We start from the raw sequence: 24439 nt of genomic DNA on the forward strand, positions 1-24439 counted from the left end.
AAATGAGATCAGCTCTTCCTATTAATCACAAAAATCTTATTCATTAATTTTATCAAAATATTTTAAAGCTTTATGGAATTTGCTTATTCACAAGCTACGGCAGCAATGTCAAACTCTCATTTTATTAAACATTACTGATACTATAGTATTATACTATTTTAAAACTAAGATGAATTGTAAGTTTTATCACTGCCATTCAAATCAAATCTTCGTGAAAACGCTGAAATAAAACAAATATTCGAATGGTATGAATATTTCCTAGTTTACCAAAAGAAATATTTAGCATTGACTAAAATCAATGACCGAGCTTGATTAATGTCACACTCAGCTAAGAAAGTTTCGCAATAATCAGGCGCAGTCAATGTCAAAAAAAGAATCAGGCAAGTATAATAAATATACTCTTGTTGTAATCTTAGCCCTCGTCGCAGTCGGCGGTTATTACGCATGGCAAAAACTAAACAATGGCGGTTTGCCAGCAGGTATTGCTTCCGGTAATGGTCGCATTGAAGCCGTTGAAATCGACATTTCCACCAAAAGCCCCGGGCGTATCCGCGAAATCATGGCTGATGAAGGCGATTTCGTAAATGAAGGCGACATTCTCGCCCGTATGGATACGGATCAGGCCGAAAGTCAGCGCCGTCAGGCTGAAGCGCAGTTGCGTCGTGCTGAAATCGGTATCGAAACTGCCCGCAGCCTCGTAGCGCAGCGCGAAGCCGAGCAAAAAGCGGCGGCAGCCATTATTGCTCAGCGTGAAGCGCAACTGGATGCAGCCCAACGCCGCTTAACCCGTTCGCAGCAGCTAAGCGAAAGCCGCACCGTATCGCAGCAAATCCTCGATGATGACCGCGCCAATACGCGTGGTGCTGAAGCCGCGGTTAGTGCTGCCAAAGCACAGCTTGCAGCAACAGATGCAGGCATTAATGCTGCCAAAGCGCAAGTGATTGATGCTGAAGCCGCCGTTGATGCGGCAAAAGCCGCTATCACCAGCATCAGCGTCGAAATTGATGATGCAACACTAAAAGCGCCAAAACCGGGTCGTGTTCAATATCGGGTAGCACAGCCAGGCGAAGTAATTTCTGCCGGTGGTCGCGTGCTTAATCTGGTCGATTTAAGTGATGTTTACATGACATTCTTCCTGCCGACTGCACAGGCCGGTCAGGTGGCAATCGGTGCAGATGCGCGTATCGTGCTTGATGCAGCACCGCAATATGTCATTCCGGCCAAAATCAGCTTTGTTGCCGATGTGGCACAATTCACGCCAAAATCAGTGGAAACCGAAGAGGAACGCCAGAAACTCGTGTTCCGTGTTAAGGCTAAAATCCCGCAAGACTTACTGCAAAAGCATATTCAAATGGTTAAAACAGGTCTACCCGGTACCGTTTATGTCCAGCTGAATCCTGATGCCAAATGGCCAGACCACCTTGCGGAAACAGTAAAATGAACAGCGCATTGGCGAGCGGTAATGTGGCGGATGACAAACCGGTCGTCCGCATTCAAAATGTCAGCTTGTCTTATGGCGACAAGCAGGCTTTGCGTGACCTGACACTCGATATTCCTGCCGGTCGCATGATCGGCCTCATCGGACCTGACGGTGTGGGAAAATCCAGTCTGCTGTCGCTGATTGCAGGCGCGCGCATCATGCAGGAAGGCCACATTAATGTGCTGGATGGCGATATTGCCGATAAACGCCATCGCCAGCAGGCTTTTCCGCGCATTGCTTATATGCCACAGGGCTTAGGTAAGAACCTTTACCCAACCCTCTCGGTTTTTGAAAATATCGAATTTTTCGGCAGACTTTTCGGCCATAACAAGCATGAGCGTGAACGCCGCATCGCCGATCTTTTGGCGCGTACCGGCATGTCGCCTTTTGCTGATCGTCCGGCCGGCAAACTTTCCGGCGGAATGAAGCAAAAGACGAGCCTTTGCTGCTCACTGATCCATGATCCTGATCTGTTGATCCTTGATGAACCGACCACCGGTGTTGACCCTCTTTCGCGCCGCCAGTTCTGGGAATTGATCGACGATATCCGCAAAGACCGCCCCGGTATGAGCGTGATCGTTGCAACCGCCTATATGGAAGAAGCCGAGCGTTTCGACTGGCTGGTTGCAATGAATGACGGACAAATTCTTGCCAGCGGCACCCCGAAGGAGTTGATGCAGCAGACAGGCACCGCAAATGTGGATGAAGCCTTTATTGCGCTGTTGCCGGAAGAATTACGCCGCGACCACCATAAAGTGGTTATCCCGCCGCGTGATGAATCCATCACCGACATTGCCATTGAAGCCGAACATGTCACCGTACGCTTTGGTAAATTCACCGCGGTTAGTGATGTCAGTTTCCGTATTCCCCGTGGCGAAATTTTCGGATTTCTTGGCTCCAATGGTTGCGGTAAATCCACCACCATGAAAGTGCTGACCGGCTTGCTGCCTGCAAGTGAAGGTATTGCACGTCTCTTTGGCCGTGAAGTCGATACCAAGAATATCGATATACGCCGCCGCGTCGGCTATATGTCGCAAGCTTTTTCTCTCTATTCGGAATTAACTGTCCATCAAAATCTGGAGCTTCATGCCAAATTATTCGGGATGGAGGAAGCGCGCACTAAAGAACGTATTGCCGAATTGGCAGATCGTTTCGATTTGAGCGATATGATGGATATTTATCCTGACGATATGCCGCTTGGTATCCGCCAGCGTCTGTCATTGGCAGTAGCGCTTATTCATCAGCCGGATATTTTGATCCTTGACGAACCAACCTCCGGTGTTGATCCGGTAGCACGCGATGCATTCTGGCAAATACTGGCCGATCTGTCGCGCAAAGATAATGTAACAATTTTCGTCTCTACCCACTTCATGAATGAAGCTGAATTGTGCGATCGCATATCGCTGATGCATGCCGGTAAAGTGCTGATCAGCGACACACCTGCCGCCATTACCGCCAGCCGTTCTGCCGAAACATTGGAGGAAGCCTTCATCGGCTATCTGGAAGATGCGATCGGCGAAACAGCGCCTGCGCCCCAACCCGTGCATAAGGCAGATGAAACAGTGAGCCGCGAGCCGGTGAAACCGGTAAGAGAACTGCCGGCACCTTCATCCAGCTGGATGCCGGACTTGCGGCGTATGTTTGCTTATACGCGTCGCGAAACACTGGAACTGCGTCGTGACCCGATCCGCGCCACACTGGCAATGCTCGGCAGCGTGATTTTGATGTTTGTGATTGGCTACGGCATCAATCTGGACGTGAATAATCTCAGTTTCGCAGTGATCGACCGTGACGACACCACTATCAGCCGCGATTATGTGCGCCAATTCTCTGGTTCACGTTATTTCATCGAAAAAGCGCCGATCCTTGATTATGACGATCTGGACAAACGGATGCGCAATGGCGAGATCAGTCTGGCAATTGAAATTCCGCCAAATTTCGGCCGCAACATCGAGCATGGCCGCCCTGTCGAAGTGGGCGCATGGATTGATGGAGCAATGCCGGTGCGTGCGGAAACAATTCAGGGCTATGTGCAAGGCACACATCTGAACTGGCTGTCGCAAAAAGCCCGCGAGCTTTACGGTAACACCACAGCGCTCACCAGCTTCAATATGGAAATCCGCTATCGCTATAATCCGGATGTGCAAAGTCTGGTGGCGATGGTGCCAGCGGTCATTCCGCTGCTGCTGCTGGTTATTCCGTCGATGCTTTCGGTGTTGAGTGTGGTGCGTGAAAAAGAACTTGGTTCCATCATCAATTTCTATGTCACACCGGTGACGAAATTCGAGTTTCTGGTCGGCAAGCAATTGCCTTATATCGGGCTGGCTTTCTTCAACTTCCTGATGCTGACGGCATTTGCAATTTTCATTTTTCAGGTGCGTTTCACCGGTAGTTTCCTCACCTATGCAACGGCAGCTCTTCTTTATGTGATTATCACAACAGCTATGGGGCTGGTGATTTCCACCTTTATGAACAGCCAGATCGCAGCCATTTTTGGCACAGCTTTGATGACGCTCATTCCTGCTGTCCAATATTCCGGCATCATTGATCCGGTGTCGTCGCTGCAAGGTGCCGGTGCCATTATCGGCCAGCTTTATCCAACCACCTATTTCACCATCATTTCCCGTGGTACATTCTCGAAAGCGCTTAGCTTCTCCGATCTGGGGCTACCGTTCATGATGTTGCTGATAACCATTCCGGTATTGATGGTATTGGGTATTATTCTGCTCAAGAAACAGGCGCGGTGAGATGAGGATTTCCAATATATTCCGTCTCGGCATCAAGGAACTGCGCGGGCTTGCCCGCGATCCGATGCTGATTATTCTGATTGTCTACGCGTTTTCGCTCGCCATTTACACGGCTTCCAAGGCGATGCCGGAAAATCTCAACAATGCTGCCATCGCAATTGTTGACGAAGACCAATCGCCGATATCGGGACGCATTACCACGGCATTTTATCCGCCATATTTTGTGCCGCCCAAACTCATCTCGACCTATGAGATGGACAAGCGCATGGATTCAGGACTTGATACATTTGCGCTCAATATTCCGCCAAGCTTCCAACGGGATTTGCTGGCTGGCCGCAATCCGACTATCCAGCTCAATATTGACGCAACACGCATGAGTCAGGCTTTCAGTGGCGGACGTTATGTCCAAACCATTGTCACCAATGAAGTGAGCGAATTTCTGGATCGTTATCGCGGCGGCACCAAAATGCCGGTCGAGCAAAATATGCGCTCACGTTTCAATGAAGAACTGAACAAAGGCTGGTTTGGTGCCGTCACCAACGTGATCGCATCCGTTACCATGCTGTCGATTATTTTGACAGGTGCTGCCCTCATCCGTGAGCGCGAACACGGCACGATCGAGCATCTTCTGGTCATGCCTGTCACGCCCGTTGAGATCATGATCAGCAAGGTGTGGTCGATGGGGCTCGTCGTGCTCGTTGCAACCGCATTGTCACTGGTTTTTGTCGTTGAAGGCATATTGGCTGTGCCGGTCAATGGCTCGCTTGTGTTGTTCTTGTTCGGCGTTGCCCTGCAACTTTTCGCAACCACAAGCCTTGGCATTTATCTGGCAACCATTGCCGGTTCAATGCCGCAATTCGGGCTGCTGATTGTGCTGGTTCTGTTGCCTTTGCAGGTTTTATCGGGTGCGATGACACCGCGTGAAAGTATGCCGGAAATCATCCAAAACATCATGCTCGCCGCGCCAAACACCCACTTTGTCATTCTTGCGCAATCGATCCTGTTTCGGGGTGCGGGTTTAAGCGTAGTCTGGCCACAATTTCTGGCCCTTATGGCAATTGGTTCGGTGCTGTTCTTCTTTGCACTAAAGCGGTTCCGCAACTTCTTGAGGTGATTGCGCGTAACTGACTTGCCTGTCACAACTGCAAACCTGCCGATTACGAAAGGACTTGGAATGAATGATTTAATCCTCACATTCAATACAGGGTCATCGACCGTGAAAATCGGCAGTTTTGAACGTGATGGCTCGTCTTTACAAAAATCCGCGAAAGCAGGCATTGATTTTGCCGCGTCTCCGTTGAATTTTCACATGGAGCGCGGCAAGGAACGGCTGGATTTGCAACTGCAATCGCAAGTATCGGCCGATATTGTCGATGTCCTCGGCGAGGTGTTTGATAAGCTTTCAGCTCATATTGACCTGACCCGTATCAAAGCAATCGGACATCGTGTTGTGCATGGTGGCGATATTTTTGAGGGGCCTGTGCTGATTGACGAGCACTCAATTCAGGCCATTGATGAACTCTCCGCCTATGCACCTTTGCATCAGCCCAAAAGTCTGGCGCTGATCAAAGCGATCGCCAAACTTTTTCCTGATATTTTGCAATCAGCATCATTCGACACAGCCTTTCACCGCACCATGCCGGATGTCATCCGCCGTTTTGCACTTCCACGCGCCATGCATGATCAAGGCATTAAACGCTATGGTTTTCATGGACTTTCCTATCAGTCCATTGCAAAAAATTTCAGCAAGCTTGAGCCGGATTTAAGTGCGCAAAAAATTGTTGTTGCCCATCTTGGCAGCGGTGCCAGCCTTTGTGCGCTCGATCAGCGAAAAAGTGTTGATACCAGCATGAGCTTTTCAACGCTTGACGGCATTCCGATGGCCACACGCTGCGGCAATATTGATGCAGGTGTTTTGCTGCATCTGTTGAGCCAGCAGAATATGAGCGCCGATGCCTTGACAGATATGCTTTATCACCGCTCCGGCCTGCTTGGTGTTTCCGGTATCAGCGGTGATTGCCGTGAGCTGCTGGCAAGTGATGCTACTGAGGCAAGCCAAGCAATTGATCTTTTCACCACCCGCATTGCCGGTGAAATCTGTCGTCATGCCAGCAGTCTTGGCGGGCTGGATGCCATTATTTTTACCGCCGGTATCGGCGAACATCAGCCGGAAATCCGCGCCCTCATTGCCCAAAAATTACAATGGCTTGGGCTCGAGCTGGATGATGCAGCCAATAATAACAACGCATTTCGCATCAGCAAACAAGCAAGCAAAATCGCGGCTTTCATGCTCGCAACTGATGAAGAGCAAGTGATTGCCGCTGAAACCCTCACTATTTTAAACCAATCCTCCCAATAGGTTAAGGAATTCCGGAATGACTGATCAGACTGGCACCCAGCCTCTTTCACCCGAACAGTTAAAACTAACCGACCGTTATTGGCGCGCCGCCAATTATCTTTCCGTCGGCCAGATTTATCTGATGCAAAATCCAATGTTGCGCGAGCCATTGAAGCCCGAACATGTCAAGCCGCGTCTGCTTGGCCATTGGGGTACCACGCCTGGCTTGAATTTCATCTACGTGCATCTCAACCGCATCATCAAAGAGCGCAATAAAGACGTGCTTTATGTCTGCGGCCCCGGCCATGGTGGCCCGGGCATGGTGGCCAACACCTATCTGGAAGGCACCTATAGCGAAACCTATCCCGACATCACCGAAGATGTCGACGGTATGCAAAAGCTTTTCCGCCAGTTCTCCTTTCCGGGTGGTATTCCAAGCCACGTGGCACCCGAAACACCGGGCTCCATTCATGAAGGCGGTGAACTTGGCTATGCACTGGTGCATGCTTATGGCGCAGCTTTTGACAATCCTGATCTGGTGGTTGCCTGCGTTGTCGGTGATGGTGAAGCCGAAACCGGCCCGCTGGCAACCGCATGGCACTCCAACAAGTTTTTGAACCCGAAGCGTGACGGTGCAGTACTGCCAATCCTGCATCTCAACGGCTATAAAATTGCTAATCCGACCGTGCTTGCACGTATGTCGGATGAAGAGCTGCACAGTCTTTTTACCGGTTATGGTTATGAACCGTTTTTTGTGGAAGGTCATGAACCGGAAAAAATGCACCAACTGATGGCGGCCACTTTTGATAAAGCTTTTGATCGTATCAAAGCCATTAAAGATCAGGCTGATGTTAACTCTCCCGAGCGCCCGCGCTGGCCGATGATTATCCTGCGTAGCCCGAAAGGCTGGACCGGCCCAAAAGTAGTTGACGGCAAAATGGTGGAAAATCATTGGCGCTCCCATCAGGTACCAGTGGCCAATTGCCGTGCGGATGATGCACATCGCAAAATTCTTGAAGACTGGATGCGCAGCTACGATCCGGAAGATTTGTTTGAGGAAAACGGCAAACTGAAACCGGAGCTGCGCGCACTGGCACCGGAAGGCGAAAAGCGCATGAGCGCCATCCCCCATTCCAATGGTGGTTTGCTGCGCAAAGAGTTGAAAACACCGGATGTGCGTGACTATGCGGTTATGGTCACAGAGCCGGGCGCTGTAGAAGAACAAACCACCAAAATTCTCGGTGATTATCTGCGCGATGTCATCCGGCTTAATGATGAGGATAAAAACTTCCGCGTCTTCGGGCCTGATGAAACCGCTTCCAATCGTCTGGGCAGTGTTTTTGAAGCAACCGACCGCGTCTGGATGGCTGAAACTTTAGACAGCGACGACCATCTGACCGCCGATGGCCGCGTGATGGAAGTTTTGAGCGAGCATCTGTGTCAGGGCTGGCTGGAAGGCTATCTGCTGACCGGTCGTCACGGTTTCTTCTCTTGCTATGAAGCCTTTATCCATATTGTGGATTCCATGTTCAATCAGCATGCCAAATGGTTGCAAGTGGCACGCGAATTGCCATGGCGCAAGCCGGTCGCATCGCTCAACTATTTGCTGACCTCCCATGTCTGGCGTCAGGATCACAACGGCTTTTCACATCAGGATCCCGGTTTTGTCGATCTGGTCGCCAATAAGAGCGCCGATATTGTCCGCGTTTATTTCCCGCCGGATGCCAATACGCTACTCTTCGTAGGCGATCACTGTCTCAAAACTTGGAACCGCGTCAATGTGATTGTGGCCGGCAAGCAGCCTTCCCCGCAATGGCTGACCATTGATGAAGCTGAAAAACATTGTGAAGCCGGTCTTGGAAAATGGGATTGGGCAGGCAGTGAAGACGGCATGGAGCCGGATCTGGTGATGGCTTGTGCCGGTGATGTGCCGACAATGGAAACATTGGCTGCCACCGCGATCTTGCGTGAAGCACTGCCGAATTTACGCATTCGCGTTGTCAATATTGTTGACCTGTTGGCGCTGCAATCACCACAGCATCATCCGCACGGCATTGACGACAGTAAATTTGATGCGCTTTTCACAGCTGACCGTCCGGTGATTTTTGCCTATCACGGCTATCCTTATCTGATCCACCGTCTGGTTTATAAGCGCACCAACCATCCAAACTTCCATGTGCGTGGTTTTATCGAAAAAGGCACGACAACAACGCCTTTCGATATGGCGGTGATGAATGAGCTTGACCGTTATCATTTGGCTATTGAAGCGCTCAAACGTCTGCCGCTTGCTGCCGACATTGCCGAACCGCTGATCGCCACACTCAATGAGAAGCTGCAAAAGCATCATGATTATGTGCGCGAGAACGGCGAAGATATGCCGGAAGTGCGTGACTGGAAATGGCCTTATACCCGCAAGGCTCAGGCGTGATTTTTTCAAACAACGGAGCGGGCATGTCTGTCCGCTCCGAACCTGAATTCATTTCCCTGATATCTTAAAAACAACAATAAACGGATGAGCTAACATGGCTTTAAACTCGGTTGAGAAACGTTTGATTATTCCGCTACCCGGCAATGAAGAACTGGCTGCCGCTATTGCTGCTGCCGGTGATTACCAACTTGGCTCGCTGGAAACCCGCCATTTTCCTGATGGTGAAAGCTATGTTCGTTTTCTCGATAATGTCGAGGGGCGCGATGTTGATCTGATCTGCACACTCGCTCATCCCAATGATAATTTTCTGGCCGTTGTTTTTGCCGCCGATGCCGCGCGTGAGTTCAATTCGCGCTCCGTCAATCTGGTGACACCATATCTGGCCTATATGCGTCAGGATATCCGTTTCAAATCAGGCGAAGCCATTACATCACGCACATTTGCGCGGTTGGTTTCTTCTTCATTCGACAGTTTACTAACCATTGATCCACATCTGCACCGCTATCATTCCTTGTCGGAAATTTACACTATTCCGGCACGGCATCTGGCATCCGCTCCGGTACTGGCCAAATGGATCAGCCAAAATATCGAAAAACCACTGCTGATTGGACCTGATGAAGAAAGCGAACAATGGGTGAGCGAAATCGGCGAGCTCGCCGGCGCGCCTTTCACAGTTTTACGCAAAACCCGCTATGGTGACCGCAATGTGGAAATCCACATGGGTGACCTTTCCCAATGGAAAGACCGCACACCGGTGCTGGTGGATGATATCGCCTCTTCCGGCCGCACCATGGTGGAAGCCGCCAAGCAACTGCAAACCCAAGGTCTTGCCAAGCCTGTTTGTGTGGTGGTGCACGGCCTTTTTGCCGATGATGCTTTTGAGCGTTTAAGTGCCATTGCCGAAAAAGTTGTTTCGACCGATTGCGTACCGCATAGCAGCAACGGCATATCTGTCGCTGAATTGCTGGTTGAAGGTATCAATTATTTTGCTGCCGCCAATGCTGTTGAAACTGCCAAAGCAGGAAAGAGCGCATGATGCTGACACTCAAATCATTAGGAGCTGCCGGTACGGTTACCGGTTCCAAACATCTGCTTTCCAACGGCAAGCATAATGTGCTGATTGATTGCGGTTTGTTCCAAGGCTTGAAAAACCTGCGCGAGCAGAACTGGGAAAATTTAAGCATTGCTGCGCGCGATATTGATGCGGTGATTTTAACCCACGCCCATCTTGATCATAGCGGCTATCTGCCCCGTTTGGTTAAGCAAGGTTTTCGCGGCAAGATTTATTCCACTTCCGCCACGCGCGATGTTGCCGAGCTCATTCTAAAAGACAGCGGTCATTTGCAGGAAAAAGATGCCGATTTTCTCAACCGGCACAAACTCACCAAACATACGCCTGCCCTGCCGCTTTATGATGCACGTGATGCAGAAAATGCATTGGGCCATTTTTCGCGCGTTGAATTTGACCAGACGATCACAATTCTCGATGATCTGCACTTTCGTTTCCGCTATGCCGGTCACATATTGGGCGCTGCCAATGTGCAAATCGACTGGGCAGGAAAGCGCGTGGTTTTCTCCGGTGATATTGGTCGCTATAATCATCCATTGATGCCTGATCCGATCACGCCTGAAGAGGCTGATTATGTGGTGGTTGAATCCACCTATGGCAATCGTCTGCACGACCATGCCGATCCGGCAGAAGCATTAGGCGCGATCACCGAAAAAACGGTTCAGCGCGGCGGCACATTAGTGATCCCGTCCTTTGCGGTTGGCCGTGCACAAGAGCTGTTATATTATTTCTGGAAGCTGAAACAAGCCGGACGCCTGAGCACGGTTCCGATTTTTCTGGATAGTCCGATGGCCATTGATGCAACCACATTGATGAGCAAGCATATGCAGGATCACAAGCTCTCACCGGATGAAGCGCGTGAAGCTTATAAGATTGCCCGCTATACGGAAGATGTAGAAGATTCAAAAGCTATCAACAACAATCCATACCCGAAAGTGGTGATTTCTGCCTCTGGTATGGCAACCGGCGGGCGCATTTTGCACCATTTAAAAAATTATGCTCCGGATATGAAAAACACCATTTTGCTGGCTGGTTTTCAGGCTGCCGGTACACGTGGGCGTGCGTTGCGTGAAGGTGCAAAAGAGCTGAAAATTCATGGCATGTGGGTGCCGGTCAATGCGGAAGTTGCACAAATTGATACGCTTTCCGGCCATGCTGATGCCAATGAGCTGATCCGCTGGCTCTCAGGTTTCCGCATTCCCCCAAAGAAAACTTTCATTGTTCATGGCGAGCCTGATGCATCCGAAGCTTTGCGCATTCATATCGGACGCAAACTCGGTTGGGAAAGCATTGTGCCGCGTCAGGATCAGGAATTTAAATTATGAGTGTTGTTCATTGTGATCATCCTCCATTGAAAGCCCGCCGTTTAGGGCTTTTCACCCATGATCAAGCCGTTGTCATCATGAGAACCGATTGTCCTGCCTGTCATTCAGCTGGTCTTTCTTCCCGCTCGCATATTCAGGTCAATGCCGGAGACCGCTCTGTCTATGCCGAATTGTTGCAAATCGACAGCGACTTGCTCGCACTCGATACAATCGGCCTGTCACAAACGGCATGGGATTTATTAGGCGTCGAGGAAGGCGACGAAGTGGAAGTAAGCCACCCGCCTGCGCTCACTTCGCTTTCTTATATTCGCAGCCGCATCTATGGTAATCGCTTTGATTACGAAGGCATCAGCGCCATTATCAGTGATGTGGTGGCGCGCCGCTACACCGATGTGCATTTGGCAGCCTTTCTAACCGCCAGCGCCACGCCGCCGCTTGATACGCAAGAAACCATCTATCTGACCAAAGCCATGATTGGTGCCGGTGAGCGGTTGGACTGGAACAAAGATATTGTGCTCGACAAGCATTGTGTCGGCGGTCTGCCCGGCAACCGCACTACGCCGCTCGTGGTGGCAATTGTCACCGCACACGGGCTGACAATGCCCAAAACCTCATCACGTGCCATCACCTCCCCTGCCGGTACGGCAGATACGATGGAAACCATGACGCCGGTGGATCTGGAACTCGAAAAGCTGAAAAAGGTTGTGCGCGAACAAGGCGGCTGTATGGCATGGGGCGGCGCGGTGCAGCTTAGCCCTGCCGATGATGTTTTTATCCGTGTCGAGCGTGATCTTGATATTGATACCGAAGGACAGCTGGTAGCTTCCGTCTTATCAAAAAAAGTGGCTGCCGGTTCCACCCATGTGGTGATCGATATCCCGATCGGCCCGACTGCAAAGGTGAGAAGCATCGAAGCTGCTGACCAGCTCGGCGGACTTCTGACAACTGTGGGCGAGGAATTCGGCCTGAAGATTGCCTGCGTCTATACCGACGGCACACAGCCCGTGGGCAGAGGCATCGGTCCTGCACTCGAAGCGCTGGATGTGCTGGCAGTGCTTCGCAATGAAGAAAACGCACCGCAGGACTTGCGTGAACGCGCGGCGGTGCTTGCCGGTCTCGCATTGGAAATCGGCGGCGTTGCGGAAAAAGGACAAGGCACAGCGCTGGCGCTTGAAACTATTGCCGATGGTCGTGCATGGGCCAAATTCCGCGATATCTGCATCGCACAAGGCGGGTTACAAATCCCTGAATCCGGCGATCATGTCTACACGGTCACCGCAACTTTTGACGGCATTGTCAGCAATATCGACAATCGCAATTTGGCACGTGTCGCCAAGCTTGCCGGTGCGCCACGCGCTACAGGAGCGGGCATTTATATGGATGTGCGCCTTGGCGATAAGGTTACTAAAGGGCAAAGTCTGTTTAAAATTTACGCAACGGCACCGGGCGAGCTGGCCTATGCGGTAGAGTTTGCGCAGAATGCTCAAACACTGGTAGATATTCAGCCAATTTAATCATTAAATAACAAGCCAATCACGAGATGTGCGCTCGGGTTGGCTTGTTCCACGCAAATAAAGATGAAAGATCAAATCTTCGTTATTACTTATATAATTTCTTGTAAAAACAGCATTAAAATGCAATAATTAAATAGATGATCGGTGTTATTTTCAGGCCGGATATCATCCATTCATACTAGCCATAATGTGGCTTTAAAAAGCTCCAAAAAAATCCGGCAGTCAAATGTTGTTATCACCAATTTCAAAAACCAGTCACTCAACCTATCTTTTGAGCAATGTTCATGTTTCAAAACAGCCGATCGCTGCCGGGCGTTCGCGTAATGTTTATGCCATTCCGCATGAACCGCCATTATTATTAAAAGTTCAGAAAAAAGCCCCCTCACCGCGCCGATTTTTCAAAAAATGGAAATTGATGGTGCGGATGAGAAGCTATTATAAACAAACAATTCCGCTAATGCGTGAAGTGCGCGAATATAAACGTGTGGCCGATGAGGGTAATCTGACCAACCAGCATTTGCAGAATTTTGTCAGCGTTGCCCAAACCCCGCAAGGAAACGGTATTATAGTGCAGGCAGTATGCCGTGAAAACGGCCAGCTGGCGATGACCTTGCGTGAAATTATCACGCAAGGGAAATATGATAATAAATGCCATTCTGCCTTGAATGATTTTCTCAAATGGTTCGTCCGCAGTAAAATCGTAGCAACAGATGTCCATCTCGACAATATTGTCTACGATGAAAAATCACGCTCTATGGTTTTGATCGACGGTATCGGTGACAAAACATTCGTGCCGTTGCGTGCCTGGTTTTCACGATTGAACCAGCTCAATAAAAAACAAATTGCGAGTGATATTTACCGACAGGTTTCGGTACATTTTCTGGAAGCTACCATCAAGAAAAAAGCTCTTATCTGCCTTCTTGTCTTTGCCGGCACTGCCTTTGGTATCGACATTTCCGATGGGACTTTGTTTGACGGCTAGAATAACCGACAGCATTAAGAGTAAGAATAGGCTGGAGTATAATATACTCCAGCTTTTTTATTGGCATTTAATTGGGAGCAACAATAACTTGAGTTTTATATTCATATTATTATTGACTTTTATGAATATTAGCTTATTTTAATTTATTATTAAAAACAGAATTCATTTGAAATACCAATGCCTTACGGAGATACGTATGGGGCTTTGTAAGCAAAACTATATTCTCATTGAACCAAACAGATTAATACCAACCGAAGAAATAAACGAACTCCACGCGCTGGAACTCGAAAAGCACATCAAAGCCTGCGGTCGCTGGAAAATACCGGTCTCTGTGCATAAGCATGCCATGTTTGTCATGGATGGCCATCACCGTCTCAGCATTGCCAAAAGGCTCAAATTAGCGCGTATGCCGGTGGTTTTGCTGGATTATGACAAAGTCGATGTCTGTGCATGGCGCGACGGTGAAATCGTCACACCGCAGCTGATTATAGAAAAGGCGCAAAACGGCAAAAAGTTCCCTTATAAAACCACCCGCCATATTTTTAAAGAACCGCTGCCTGCCTGCGACATTCCTTTACATGAATTACAAAAGTAATCGCGTGCCTTTTATTTAAAATTTAATTTGAAAGACATGTACATGTCAAAACAATATTTATTGACACCCGCCCTGCATATTTTATCCCGTCAAGATTTGGCGGATATTGAACTGGCACCTGCCGATGTTATTCAACTGGTCGAAAATGCCTATGTTTATTACGCGCAAGATAAATCGCGCTGTCCGACCAAGCTGATGATGCCACTGCCCGATATCAAGCGCGATTCCGTCTCTTATTCCATGATTGGCTATGATGGCGTGCTGCAACAATTGGGTTTCAAAACTTCTTATCGGCAGGGCAATGACAATGCCGATAAATATTATACCACCATCAGTCTCTACGATGACACAACCGGTATGCCTTTTGCATTGATGGATTGTCACCGCGTTGGCGGTTCCAGAACGCCGGCCACCACTGCTATTATAGCCAAATATTGTGCGATTGAAAATCCGCAATCGGCACTAATGGTCGGCACCGGCGCACAAGGGATCAATACCCTGCCCTATTTACTGACAGCTTTGCCCTCTTTGAAGCATCTACGTCTTTTCGGCACACATCCGGATGGAATTACGGCGACCTTTGAAACTTTTGCCCGTTATTTCCCTGACCGCGAAATTGAGCTTGTCAAAGATGTACCCGATGCGGTTACCCAATCGGATATTGTGGTTGCTGCATCCGGGCGCGCTGCACACCCCAAAATTCAAACCCAATGGATGAAACCTGGTGGCTTGCTGATATCCGTTGCCAGCAAAGGCGTTGCAAGCGGCTCTCTGCATCAAGCAGATTATGCCGTTGCCACCAATCAAGTGCAAATGGGTGTTACCGGCAAAAGATTGGCCGGAGCGGACGGCATTATTAAAATTGATGCGGAACTGCACGATATTATCACCGGTCGCAAACCCGGCCGCACCTCCCCCACCGACCGTGTTTTTGCTTTCAGCAGCGGCATGATCATCACCGATATTCCGGTGGCACATGCGCTTGCCACCTGCGCCATTGCGGCAGGACGTGGAACGAGGATCGAGCTATGGACGTGACCCTTTCCAGCCTGCCGGCAATTGAACAACCATGGATGCAGAAAGTTTTGCAAAATAGCGGTTTTATCACGCAGATTGCTGATACAATAGAAGGGCCTTTCCATCTCGTCGAGCCGGAAACTTTTGCCCATAATCTCAACGACTTTGAAGATATTTTACAAAAACATCAGGTCAAGGGGCACGTTTTTTACGCAAAAAAGGCCAATAAAGCTGCTATCTGGCTGAAAGTTGCAGCACTTTTTAATGGTTTTGCAGATGTTGCCAGTCTTCCGGAATTTGCCCACGCTTTAGCTTGCGGTATTAAAGGCAACCATATCGGCGTCACGGGGGCTGCAAAAAGCAATGATCTCCTGCGCCTTGCCAACCAGCATGGTGCGCTTGTTGCCATTGACGCCTTGGACGAGTTGGAACGGCTATTGCAATCGCAGAAGTCACGCAACCCATGCGGATATTATTGCGTGTTCTGCCACCGGAATTTCCTGACAGCCGCTTCGGGCTTAATCCCACTGATTTACAAATGGCGTTGCAAAAATGTGCTGACAATCGCCATCTCGTCACCATGGAAGGTTTTTCTTTCCATCTCGATGGCTATGAGGTTGGCTCGCGGGCAGCACTCACTTTTCACCTGATCGGGGAATGTCTTGCAGCGCGCCAAATCGGACTCGCGGCCCATTCCATTTCCATCGGTGGCGGCTTTGCCTGTGCTTACACGACTGAAGATCATTGGGATAGTTTTCAGGCCAATTTAAATCCCGGCCAATTTCACGGGCATAAAAGCTTTGCAAAATTTTATCCCTATCACCAAGCACCAACTGGCGCTGCAATGCTGGATGAAATTTTGCAAAGCAGTGATAGTGAACATCATTTAAGCCAGGCTCTCAATCAAACAGATATCAGCCTATTGGTGGAGCCGGGGCGCGCATTGCTTGATGGTGCAGGTTTAAGTGTGTTTCCGGTGCAGGGTTTCAAACAAAATGATGCGCACGGTATCATTACCGTTGCAGGTCTGAGCATGAGCCTTTCCGAACAATGGAAGGCAAGCGAATTTTTGCCCGATCCATATCTGGTGCAACGCGGCGCAGAACGCGAACAAAAGCCGGTGCTTGCTTGCATCGGCGGCTCCAGCTGCATGGAATATGACATGTTGAGCTGGCGTAAATTAAGCTTTCCCGCCCGTCCTCGCTATGGCGACCTGATTATCTATCCCAACACGGCCGGTTATCAGATGGACAAGAATGAAAGCACATTTCATCAGCTTGCCCTACCGCCGAAAATTATCGTCTGGCAAAATGAAAATAATCTCGAGTGGAGTATTGACGAATGAACCTGCTCAATACGCAAATCTTACATCCCATTGCGAGCGCGGCTAGTGAGCTGATCGGCAATACTCCAATGCTGGAACTTGCCCGCACCGGTACAGGCAGCCGTCTGCTGCTGAAATTGGAACAAATAAACCCGACCGGCTCGTGCAAAATACGCATGGCGCGCGAAATGATTATTGGTGCCGAACGTGACGGCAAGCTGCAAGCAGGCGGCCATATTGTCGAGCCCACTTCGGGCAATACCGGCAGTGGCCTTGCCCTTATTGCCATTGAACGCAGTTATAAATTTACCGCCATAGTTGATGATCATGCCGCGCCCGATAAATTGCGTGCCATGCAGGCAATGGGTGCCGAACTTGTCTTTGTCAAAAGCACCAAGGGCGGTCCCAGCACCGTGGAGCGACGGCAGAAGGCATATGAAATTGCCGAGAAAACAGGCGCATTCTGGCCGGATCAGCACTATAATCCAGATAATAATCTGGGCTATAAAGGGTTGGCGGCAGAATTATTACGTGATGTCGGCACCGAGGTTGATTATCTGGTGGGCGCGGTAGGAACGGGCGGCACTTTATGCGGTACGGTCAAGGAGTTACGCCATCTTGGTTCGCATGTCACCAGCATCGGCGTTGAACCGAAAGGCTCGATAATTTTCGGCGGTAAGCCGGACAAATACTGGCAAAGTGGTGCCGGTGCACCGCATGGTTTTACCATTGGCAGCAATCTGGATCGCAGCTTGATTGATATAGGTTTGCGCGTCAGCGATCTGGATGCGTTTGCGGCCGCACGTGTCGTTGCAAGGCGCACTGGTCTCCTTGTCGGCGGCACGGCCGGAGCGGCAATTCATGTCGCTTTACAACGTCTCCATTTGATTGAACCTGAAAGCACAATGGTAGTGCTTGTATGCGATGCGGGCGAAAAATATCTCGACAGTTTTTATAATGATGACTGGCTGCGCCAGCGAAATCTTCTCGACAAACAAACAGAGCAACGGCTGCATCAGCTTTTGGATTCCTATCAGGCATCCCTCAAGCTCCCAGCAAAAAATGTGCCGGTAGATAAGCGAAAGTTCCATGCGTGCTAAATTTCGCCCCTATGTCGACATACTGAACATTGCTGCACCGATTATCGGCATCCAATTTGCACAAGTGGCGCTCACCAGCACCGATCTGTTCATGATGGGTTTTTTAGGCATCCATCAGGTGGCGGCCGGTGGTCTGGCGCTACTTTTATATAATCAGTTGCGCACCATGAGTGTCGGCATGGTGACAAGTGTCGGCAATATGATTGCAGCCACTGTCGGGCGTGGTGAAAATCAATCAGGCGCACATAGTCTCGACGAGCCAACGGCTGATGCCGTGCAAAACTTATTGCGCAGTTCCATGCTGCTGGCAACACTGACCGCCGCAATTGCCGCCCTGCTGATGGTGGGACTAGGCATGTGTTTGAACCTGTTGGGGCAGGAAGAAGATATTGCCGCCCTCGCCCTGCCCATCATGCTCACGCTTGCACCCGGTCTGATCCCGATGTTGTGGCTTAATGTTTTGCGCCAATTTGCCGTAGGCATGCGCCGCGCCGGATCATTGATGATGGTGACGCTTATTAGCGTTATCATCAATGCATCGCTCAATCTGATCTTTATTTTCGGACTATTGGGCATGCCCAAACTGGGGCTTGCCGGTATCGGTCTTTCCACCACATTGGTGCAATTAACAAATTTTCTGATTTATTGGCGCATCATCAGCTGCGATAAACAATTATGCCCTTTACTGGCGTTTAATCCATGCCGCGCGACATGGGCATCGCTTGTCAAAATAGCCCGTATGGGACTACCCATTTCTTTAACTTATGGTTCGGAAGCGGCAATCACATCTATTGCCACGGTTTTGATCGGCACATTCGGGCCAATAGCATTGGCGGCTTCCAACATCGTCAACCAACTTGCTTATATTGTTTATCAATTCAATATCGGCCTTTCTCATGGTTCATCCATTCTGGTCAGCCGCACCTTCGCGCAAGGTAATATTGATACGTTAAGCGCAATTGCCAAACGCAGTTTTATCCTCAGTTTCAGCACGATGACGCTCATCGCACTGATTTATATTTTTATCCCGCAAGCCGTCTTGCAGCCATTTATAAAGCCTGATCAAAATCCTGCAGTTTTTGGTTATGCTGCTGTTTTATTATGGTTTGCCATCGCACATCAGTTTTTAAAAGACTCGCAAAATATCTGCATCGGGCTAATGCGCGGCCTTGGCAACACACGCGCGGGATTGACCAAAACCATGATCGGTTATTGGCTGGTCGGCATTCCTGTCATGTTTATGAGCAACCATCTGACCCTGTGGGGTGCCTATGGCATCTGGGGCGGTTTATGCCTCAGTTTCGGCGTCACCAGCCTGTTACTGTGGTGGCAATTTTCACGACAATTACAAGAAATGAAAACATTTCCAACCACTATTTCATCGTTTATTTAAGCAGGATTTTAATCAAATGATATTTAAAAACTTATCCCCACTTGCTCTCGCTGCCATAACAAGCATTGTTGTTGCCACTGCCGCCCATGCCAATATTGAAAGGCCGGTGACCATTACCGATGATCGCGGCGTCAATATCACTTTTAGGCGCCAACCTGAACGCCTTGCCGCCGTTTCATATCTTGGCGTCGATATTGCTTTTGCTTTGGGCATCCAGCCTGTTGCTACCACTTATATGGAAAAAGGCCGTGAACCGGAATATCTGATGGGCAAAACCAAAGATATCCCGCAAATTGGCCAACGGGCAAAGCCCAATCTGGAATTGCTCTCGCAAGCAAAACCGGACGTGATTGTCGCCATGCGCCGTTACACAGTGGCCAATGCTGCCCAATTTGAAAAAATTGCACCTTACATCGCCTATAATATGGAACTGCTCGACGAGAGCTATAAAGAAGTAAACGATCTCGCCACCCTCTTTGGCAAACAGCCGCGCGGCGAAGAATTAAACGCCAATTTTAAAGCCCATTTGCAAGAATTTGTGGCGAAAGCACCAAAAGACAAACATCCGCGTTTTCAAATTATGTGGGCGGGTGATACGCCTTTTTCCTTCCATACTGAAAACACAGCCGCTTCAATTGTGGCCGCTCTTGGCGGTGATAATATATTGGGACCTATGACTACAAGCGGTAAATTTGGCGAGGAAGTCAGCCTTGAAACCATGCTGGAAAAGGATCCGGAAGTGATCTTTGTCTATGATAGCGGCCCTGACCGTCCGCATGAAAACAACCCGATCTGGAACCAGCTTTCTGCCGTCAAAAACCACCGTGTTTATTATGTCGGCGATCATTGGGTGGAAACAAACGGGCCTATTGCCCGTGAAATAGTTTTGCGGGAAGCAGCTCATTATCTCTACCCGGATACATTTCCCGCCATTGATGTGAAAGAAGAAGCCGCCAAATTGATGCCGGCCAAAGACGGATCATAATGTCCGCTCTCGCCCCAAAAACAGGACATGCGCATATGCAACTATGCGCAGTCTTTTTGCTGCTGGCTACCTTTAGCCTGATCATCATCACCGCCGGTTTGATGGTTGGGACGCGATCGTTAAGCTTACAGCAATTATGGCCGGTTCTGAACCGGCCGGATGGTCATGTGGAATCCATTCTGGTCTGGAAATTGCGTCTGCCGCGCTCTCTGGCGGCATTTTTCGCCGGTGCGGGATTGGCGCTTTCGGGTTATATCTTGCAAGCGCTTACCCGCAATCCACTGGCAGGTCCCGGTTTAACCGGCGTAAGCGCCGGCGCGATAACGCCGATCGTATTTTGTTTTGTCTATTTGCCCGCTATTTCATCCATTTATTACCCGTTTATCGGCATGATCGGCGGCTTGGCAGCTGCCAGCATTACTTTGCTGATCGCTCGTGGCGGCAACGAGCATCCCTTGCATCTGGCTCTTGGCGGCATCAGTGTCTCACTCTTTTTAAATGCGGTCATCACCTACATTATCCTGGCAAGCGGGGCACAAGTGCCTTCTTTATTATTTTGGCTCACCGGTGGCTTGCAAGGGCGCTCATGGCCGCAATTACTCTATATGCTGCCTTGGGTCATCATTGCGTTATGCGGCATATGTTGCTGCCAACGAATTTTAAGCCTGTTGTCACTTCCTGAGCAGGTGGCTGCCGGCATGGGTTTGCAAACAAATATTTGGAAACCTTTTCTGCTGCTTTTAGCCGTATTGCCTGTTGCAGGCATTGCGCCGGTTGCAGGGCCTGTAGCTTTTGTCGGGCTGGCGGCACCTCATATTGCCCGCCTCTTAAGCAGAAACAACCAAACCCAAACTATTCTTCTATGCTTTTTTCTCGGCGGCAACATGGTGTCTCTGGCCGATATTATTGCGCGCACAATTGCTGTCCCGCAGGAACTGCCAGTCAGTATTGTCACCGCTTTGACAGGCGGGCCCGTCTTTATCTATCTGGCTCAAAAACGCTCTGTTTCATCACAAGGAAATTGCCGGTGAAACAGCAAAATAATCCTTTATGGCTGCTTTTATTTTGGGGGCTGGCAGCAATTCTGACACCACTGCTGGCTGTTTTTCTAGGGGTTGCCGATATTCCTTTGATTGATGTATGGAGCGCAATTACCGGCAATGGTTCTGCAAACACGCATTCCATTATTTGGGACATCAGACTACCGCGCATCATTACAGGCGCATTAGCCGGCATCCATCTCGCTGTCGCCGGATTAATTTTGCAAAACATCACCCGCAATCCACTGGCCGATCCCTCCATTATGGGTATTTCGCAAGGTGCAACTTTTGCTGTCAGCCTGTTTTTGCTGCTGGCCATGTCGCAAGAGTATCATGGTTCCGCTGCATTACCCGCTCTGCCGCTTGAATATTTGCCGACAATCGGTCTTGGCGGCGGCTTGTTGGCCGGCCTCATCATTTATTATCTTGGTAGCCATGCAGAGTTATCCCCCTTGCGTCTCACTTTATGCGGCATTGCAGTGGGTGCCGTTCTGCATGCGCTCGCTATCGGCATGATTGCCGGATGGGGCTCAAACCGCATGGAAATCATGCTGGAGTGGCTGACCGGCAGCCTCTATGCCCGCAGTTGGGAGCATGTACGCTATCTCTTGCCTTATACAATCATCGGCCTTTGTGCCTTAATTTTCATACGCCGCCCGCTCAACTTATTACAATTTGATCCGCTAAGTGCCGCATCCTTCGGTCTTCCCTATCAAAAACACTTCACAATCGTGTTGGCGTTTGCTTGTCTGATGGCGGCCAGTGCTGTTGGCACGGTCGGACCAATTAGTTTTATCGGGTTGGTTGTGCCCCATCTTGCCCGCTTTTTAAGCCGCAAAAGCGGACAATTCATATTACCCCTCACCATTTTTCTCGGCATGATCACCATGACGCTTAGCGATCTTGCCGGGCGCCTGATCGGTCAGGCTGATGATATTCCGGTGGGTGTCATGTCCGCTTTTTTCGGGGCTCCGATTTTCATTGTTTTACTGCGCAAAATCCCGTGAGATATCATGCAATTAATCTGTGATCATCTGTCCATTCACTATAAAACCCGAAAAGCCCTGAATGCTTTCAATTTGCAGCTAAAAAGGGGAGAAATATGTACACTTATCGGCCCCAATGGTTCAGGAAAAAGCACGGCTCTCCAAGCGATTGCCGGTTTAATCCCCCCCACACAAGGCAAAAGTTTTTTAGATAATTATCCTGTTCAGTCCATGTCGCGGCGACTGCTTGCGCGCAAACTTGCTTTTTTGCCTCAACAGCCACTCGCACCCGATGAAATGCGCGTCTGCCAATTGGTGCGGCAAGGACGTTTTGCCCATGTCGGCTTGTTGCGCTCTTATAAAAAAAGCGACGAAGAAGCCATTGAATGGGCCTTGCACAGCACAGGATTGAGCGGCTATGGCGAACGCTTTTTAAACGAGCTTTCAGGTGGTGAACGGCAAAGGGCATGGATTGCCGCTGCCATAGCACAGGAAGCCGAAATTCTGTTGCTGGATGAACCGACGAGTTTTCTGGATATCGGTTATCAGGCCGAAGTGCTTGATCTGGTTTATCAATTAAGCCGTGAATACGGCACCACAATTTTAATATCTATCCACGATATCAATCAAGCAATGGCAATCTGCGACCGCATTGTGTTGCTTGACGGAGGCAAGCAGATTTTTAACGGCACAGCAGATATTTTGGCGCAAAGTGGACTGATTGAAAAAACCTTCCGTGTCAAAGGTCAATTTGTGTCGCTCAGAACAGATGCCCCACCGCATTTTGATATTGAGTGGTTAACAAGTAAATGAAATCATTGATTTAAAAAACGATAAGCTCGGCCAAGCTATGCTCACCCTTATCTTGTTCAATCGCAACTAATATCTGCCCCCTCATAATTGGAATTGGTCACGAATAAAAATCTAATATAATCAAGCCATATAGTTGATTTTTTTAAGAAAGGATCATTTTATGAAAAAGTTCGTAGCCTCTGCAATTATCGTAATGGCTGTCATGAGTTCTGGTTCAGCTTACGCTTTGACATGCGGAACGAATAAAGATTGTCTGGACAAATGCACCCAAGGTTTCCAAATTTTAATTCCGATTTGCCTCTAGTCAATTTTACCCATTATGACAGCCCCACATCCATAGCGGGGCTGTCAGTCAATGTTTATTACAAAAAGCACAGCCTTTAGCATTAACTGATCTTGTAAGGAAGAAATGAAAAAAACCATTACTCCCAATACAGAATTTAACGGTAGACAATACCACCATCGGTCAAAATAGCCTGACCTGTGATGTAATCGGAATCCGGACCTGCAAGGAAGGAAACCAACGAGGCGACATCATCAGGGGTTTGTGCACGGCCCAGTGCAATGCCTTCAACATATTTTTTGTAGGTTTCACCTATCGGTGCTCCGGTCAATTGGGCAAAACGTTCATCAATTTCAACCCACATATCTGTACCGACAATGCCAGGGCAATAAGCATTGACGGTAATACCGGCACTGGCATATTCCTTAGCGGCTGCTTGTGTCAGTGCACGTACAGCGAACTTGGTCGCAGAATATACACCCAACATTGCAAAACCATCATGCCCGGCGATCGAAGAAGCATTGATAATCTTGCCCTTCTGTTTGCGCGCGATAAATTTTGCGGCAGCAGCCTGAATACCCCACAACACACCTTCAATATTGACTTTGAAGATACGTTCAACTTCCTCAGGCTTCACCTCCGAAATAGGCTGTACCTGTGCGATGCCGGCATTATTGACAATCACGTCAAAACTGCCGAGATCTTTTTCTGCCTTATCAATTGCGGCATAAATATCATCACGATTACTGATATCAGCAGAAATGGTCGTTACTTTACGGCCAAGTTGCTCGACTTCTTTTTTAACACTTTCAAGTTTCTCTGCTTTCAAATCGACCAGAGCGAGATTGAATCCATCCTTAGCCAAACGCAAAGCAATACCACGTCCGATACCTTGGGCAGCTCCGGTAACCAGGGCAACTTTATTCTCAAGCGTTGTCATAATCTGATCCTTCTCATCAGTGTTTGATAGATAACCAACTCATAAAGCCGGATATTCAAATTATAGTTTAACGAGCATTT

General features: G+C 49.2%; 20 protein-coding genes. 19 read left to right on the forward strand and 1 reads right to left on the reverse strand.

The features are described from left to right. Positions 1–361 precede the first annotated feature (361 nt). The 19 genes from JNC77_RS08160 to JNC77_RS08250 all read left to right on the forward strand — a co-directional run bounded on the left by JNC77_RS08160 (position 362) and on the right by JNC77_RS08250 (position 23136). A complete protein-coding gene (locus tag JNC77_RS08160) occupies positions 362–1441 on the forward strand; it encodes an HlyD family secretion protein (RefSeq protein WP_374831312.1) in 1080 nt (359 codons plus the stop codon). Further along, entirely contained in the window at positions 1438–4227 is a 2790-nt protein-coding gene (gene rbbA / locus JNC77_RS08165; RefSeq protein WP_374831314.1) for a ribosome-associated ATPase/putative transporter RbbA, read from the forward strand. Before JNC77_RS08160 ends, rbbA begins: the two co-directional genes overlap by 4 nt. Position 4228: 1 nt before the next feature. Next, positions 4229–5341, forward strand: a complete 1113-nt coding sequence (locus tag JNC77_RS08170; protein ID WP_374831316.1) for an ABC transporter permease — start codon at positions 4229–4231, stop codon at positions 5339–5341. A 60-nt stretch (positions 5342–5401) separates the two neighbouring features. Further along, positions 5402–6586, forward strand: coding sequence for an acetate/propionate family kinase (locus JNC77_RS08175; RefSeq protein WP_374831318.1), 1185 nt, complete (start codon positions 5402–5404; stop codon positions 6584–6586). 16 nt (positions 6587–6602) lie between these two features. Continuing rightward, positions 6603–8993, forward strand: a complete 2391-nt coding sequence (locus JNC77_RS08180; RefSeq protein ID WP_374831320.1) for a phosphoketolase family protein — start codon at positions 6603–6605, stop codon at positions 8991–8993. A gap of 94 nt (positions 8994–9087) precedes the next feature. Then, positions 9088–10029, forward strand: coding sequence for a ribose-phosphate pyrophosphokinase (locus tag JNC77_RS08185; protein ID WP_374831322.1), 942 nt, complete (start codon positions 9088–9090; stop codon positions 10027–10029). Further along, on the forward strand, positions 10026–11387 hold the full coding sequence (locus JNC77_RS08190; protein WP_445482847.1) for an MBL fold metallo-hydrolase RNA specificity domain-containing protein: 1362 nt from the start codon (positions 10026–10028) through the stop codon (positions 11385–11387). The genes JNC77_RS08185 and JNC77_RS08190 overlap by 4 nt, the downstream gene beginning before the upstream one ends. Beyond that, positions 11384–12901 (forward strand): thymidine phosphorylase family protein, encoded by a 1518-nt coding sequence (locus JNC77_RS08195; RefSeq protein WP_374831324.1) that lies wholly within the window; start codon positions 11384–11386, stop codon positions 12899–12901. Before JNC77_RS08190 ends, JNC77_RS08195 begins: the two co-directional genes overlap by 4 nt. Positions 12902–13127: 226 nt before the next feature. Next, positions 13128–13883 (forward strand): YrbL family protein, encoded by a 756-nt coding sequence (locus JNC77_RS08200; RefSeq protein WP_374831326.1) that lies wholly within the window; start codon positions 13128–13130, stop codon positions 13881–13883. Positions 13884–14079: 196 nt separating this feature from the next. Continuing rightward, positions 14080–14478 carry a ParB N-terminal domain-containing protein gene (locus JNC77_RS08205; protein ID WP_374831328.1) on the forward strand — a complete coding sequence of 133 codons (399 nt, stop codon included), beginning with the start codon at positions 14080–14082 and terminating at the stop codon, positions 14476–14478. Between the two features lie 42 nt (positions 14479–14520). Beyond that, the gene (locus tag JNC77_RS08210) at positions 14521–15516 is read left to right on the forward strand and encodes an ornithine cyclodeaminase (RefSeq protein ID WP_374831330.1); all 996 of its coding nucleotides are present in this window, start codon (positions 14521–14523) and stop codon (positions 15514–15516) included. Then, positions 15507–16145 carry a type III PLP-dependent enzyme domain-containing protein gene (locus tag JNC77_RS08215; RefSeq protein WP_374831332.1) on the forward strand — a complete coding sequence of 213 codons (639 nt, stop codon included), beginning with the start codon at positions 15507–15509 and terminating at the stop codon, positions 16143–16145. Before JNC77_RS08210 ends, JNC77_RS08215 begins: the two co-directional genes overlap by 10 nt. Continuing rightward, on the forward strand, positions 16034–16840 hold the full coding sequence (locus tag JNC77_RS08220) for a type III PLP-dependent enzyme domain-containing protein (RefSeq protein WP_374831334.1): 807 nt from the start codon (positions 16034–16036) through the stop codon (positions 16838–16840). Before JNC77_RS08215 ends, JNC77_RS08220 begins: the two co-directional genes overlap by 112 nt. After that, a complete protein-coding gene (locus JNC77_RS08225; RefSeq protein WP_374831336.1) occupies positions 16837–17919 on the forward strand; it encodes a PLP-dependent cysteine synthase family protein in 1083 nt (360 codons plus the stop codon). The genes JNC77_RS08220 and JNC77_RS08225 overlap by 4 nt, the downstream gene beginning before the upstream one ends. Next, entirely contained in the window at positions 17909–19312 is a 1404-nt protein-coding gene (locus tag JNC77_RS08230) for an MATE family efflux transporter (protein ID WP_374831338.1), read from the forward strand. Before JNC77_RS08225 ends, JNC77_RS08230 begins: the two co-directional genes overlap by 11 nt. Before the next feature lie 16 nt (positions 19313–19328). Then, on the forward strand, positions 19329–20297 hold the full coding sequence (locus JNC77_RS08235; RefSeq protein ID WP_374831340.1) for an ABC transporter substrate-binding protein: 969 nt from the start codon (positions 19329–19331) through the stop codon (positions 20295–20297). 35 nt (positions 20298–20332) lie between these two features. Then, complete coding sequence (locus JNC77_RS08240) at positions 20333–21328, forward strand: FecCD family ABC transporter permease (protein WP_374831342.1); 996 nt, start codon at positions 20333–20335, stop codon at positions 21326–21328. Next, the gene (locus JNC77_RS08245) at positions 21325–22344 is read left to right on the forward strand and encodes a FecCD family ABC transporter permease (protein ID WP_374831344.1); all 1020 of its coding nucleotides are present in this window, start codon (positions 21325–21327) and stop codon (positions 22342–22344) included. The genes JNC77_RS08240 and JNC77_RS08245 overlap by 4 nt, the downstream gene beginning before the upstream one ends. Before the next feature lie 6 nt (positions 22345–22350). Then, a complete protein-coding gene (locus tag JNC77_RS08250) occupies positions 22351–23136 on the forward strand; it encodes an ABC transporter ATP-binding protein (RefSeq protein ID WP_374831346.1) in 786 nt (261 codons plus the stop codon). 440 nt (positions 23137–23576) lie between these two features. On the opposite strand, the gene JNC77_RS08255 is transcribed toward JNC77_RS08250, so the two are convergent. After that, positions 23577–24359 carry an acetoin reductase gene (locus JNC77_RS08255; protein WP_374831348.1) on the reverse strand — a complete coding sequence of 261 codons (783 nt, stop codon included), beginning with the start codon at positions 24357–24359 and terminating at the stop codon, positions 23577–23579. Positions 24360–24439 lie beyond the last annotated feature (80 nt).

The sequence above is a fragment of the Paenochrobactrum pullorum genome (assembly GCF_041929845.1).
GTDB lineage: Bacteria > Pseudomonadota > Alphaproteobacteria > Rhizobiales > Rhizobiaceae > Paenochrobactrum > Paenochrobactrum pullorum.

Excerpts from the sequence above, each read along its gene's own strand:
- JNC77_RS08160 (WP_374831312.1), top strand. The coding sequence starts at position 362 with ATGTCAAAAAAAGAATCAGGCAAGTATAATAAATATACTCTTGTTGTA.
- rbbA (WP_374831314.1), top strand. The coding sequence starts at position 1,438 with ATGAACAGCGCATTGGCGAGCGGTAATGTGGCGGATGACAAACCGGTC.
- JNC77_RS08170 (WP_374831316.1), top strand. The coding sequence starts at position 4,229 with ATGAGGATTTCCAATATATTCCGTCTCGGCATCAAGGAACTGCGCGGG.
- JNC77_RS08175 (WP_374831318.1), top strand. The coding sequence starts at position 5,402 with ATGAATGATTTAATCCTCACATTCAATACAGGGTCATCGACCGTGAAA.
- JNC77_RS08180 (WP_374831320.1), top strand. The coding sequence starts at position 6,603 with ATGACTGATCAGACTGGCACCCAGCCTCTTTCACCCGAACAGTTAAAA.
- JNC77_RS08185 (WP_374831322.1), top strand. The coding sequence starts at position 9,088 with ATGGCTTTAAACTCGGTTGAGAAACGTTTGATTATTCCGCTACCCGGC.
- JNC77_RS08190 (WP_445482847.1), top strand. The coding sequence starts at position 10,026 with ATGATGCTGACACTCAAATCATTAGGAGCTGCCGGTACGGTTACCGGT.
- JNC77_RS08195 (WP_374831324.1), top strand. The coding sequence starts at position 11,384 with ATGAGTGTTGTTCATTGTGATCATCCTCCATTGAAAGCCCGCCGTTTA.
- JNC77_RS08200 (WP_374831326.1), top strand. The coding sequence starts at position 13,128 with ATGTTGTTATCACCAATTTCAAAAACCAGTCACTCAACCTATCTTTTG.
- JNC77_RS08205 (WP_374831328.1), top strand. The coding sequence starts at position 14,080 with ATGGGGCTTTGTAAGCAAAACTATATTCTCATTGAACCAAACAGATTA.
- JNC77_RS08210 (WP_374831330.1), top strand. The coding sequence starts at position 14,521 with ATGTCAAAACAATATTTATTGACACCCGCCCTGCATATTTTATCCCGT.
- JNC77_RS08215 (WP_374831332.1), top strand. The coding sequence starts at position 15,507 with ATGGACGTGACCCTTTCCAGCCTGCCGGCAATTGAACAACCATGGATG.
- JNC77_RS08220 (WP_374831334.1), top strand. The coding sequence starts at position 16,034 with ATGGCGTTGCAAAAATGTGCTGACAATCGCCATCTCGTCACCATGGAA.
- JNC77_RS08225 (WP_374831336.1), top strand. The coding sequence starts at position 16,837 with ATGAACCTGCTCAATACGCAAATCTTACATCCCATTGCGAGCGCGGCT.
- JNC77_RS08230 (WP_374831338.1), top strand. The coding sequence starts at position 17,909 with ATGCGTGCTAAATTTCGCCCCTATGTCGACATACTGAACATTGCTGCA.
- JNC77_RS08235 (WP_374831340.1), top strand. The coding sequence starts at position 19,329 with ATGATATTTAAAAACTTATCCCCACTTGCTCTCGCTGCCATAACAAGC.
- JNC77_RS08240 (WP_374831342.1), top strand. The coding sequence starts at position 20,333 with ATGCAACTATGCGCAGTCTTTTTGCTGCTGGCTACCTTTAGCCTGATC.
- JNC77_RS08250 (WP_374831346.1), top strand. The coding sequence starts at position 22,351 with ATGCAATTAATCTGTGATCATCTGTCCATTCACTATAAAACCCGAAAA.
- JNC77_RS08255 (WP_374831348.1), bottom strand. The coding sequence starts at position 24,359 with ATGACAACGCTTGAGAATAAAGTTGCCCTGGTTACCGGAGCTGCCCAA.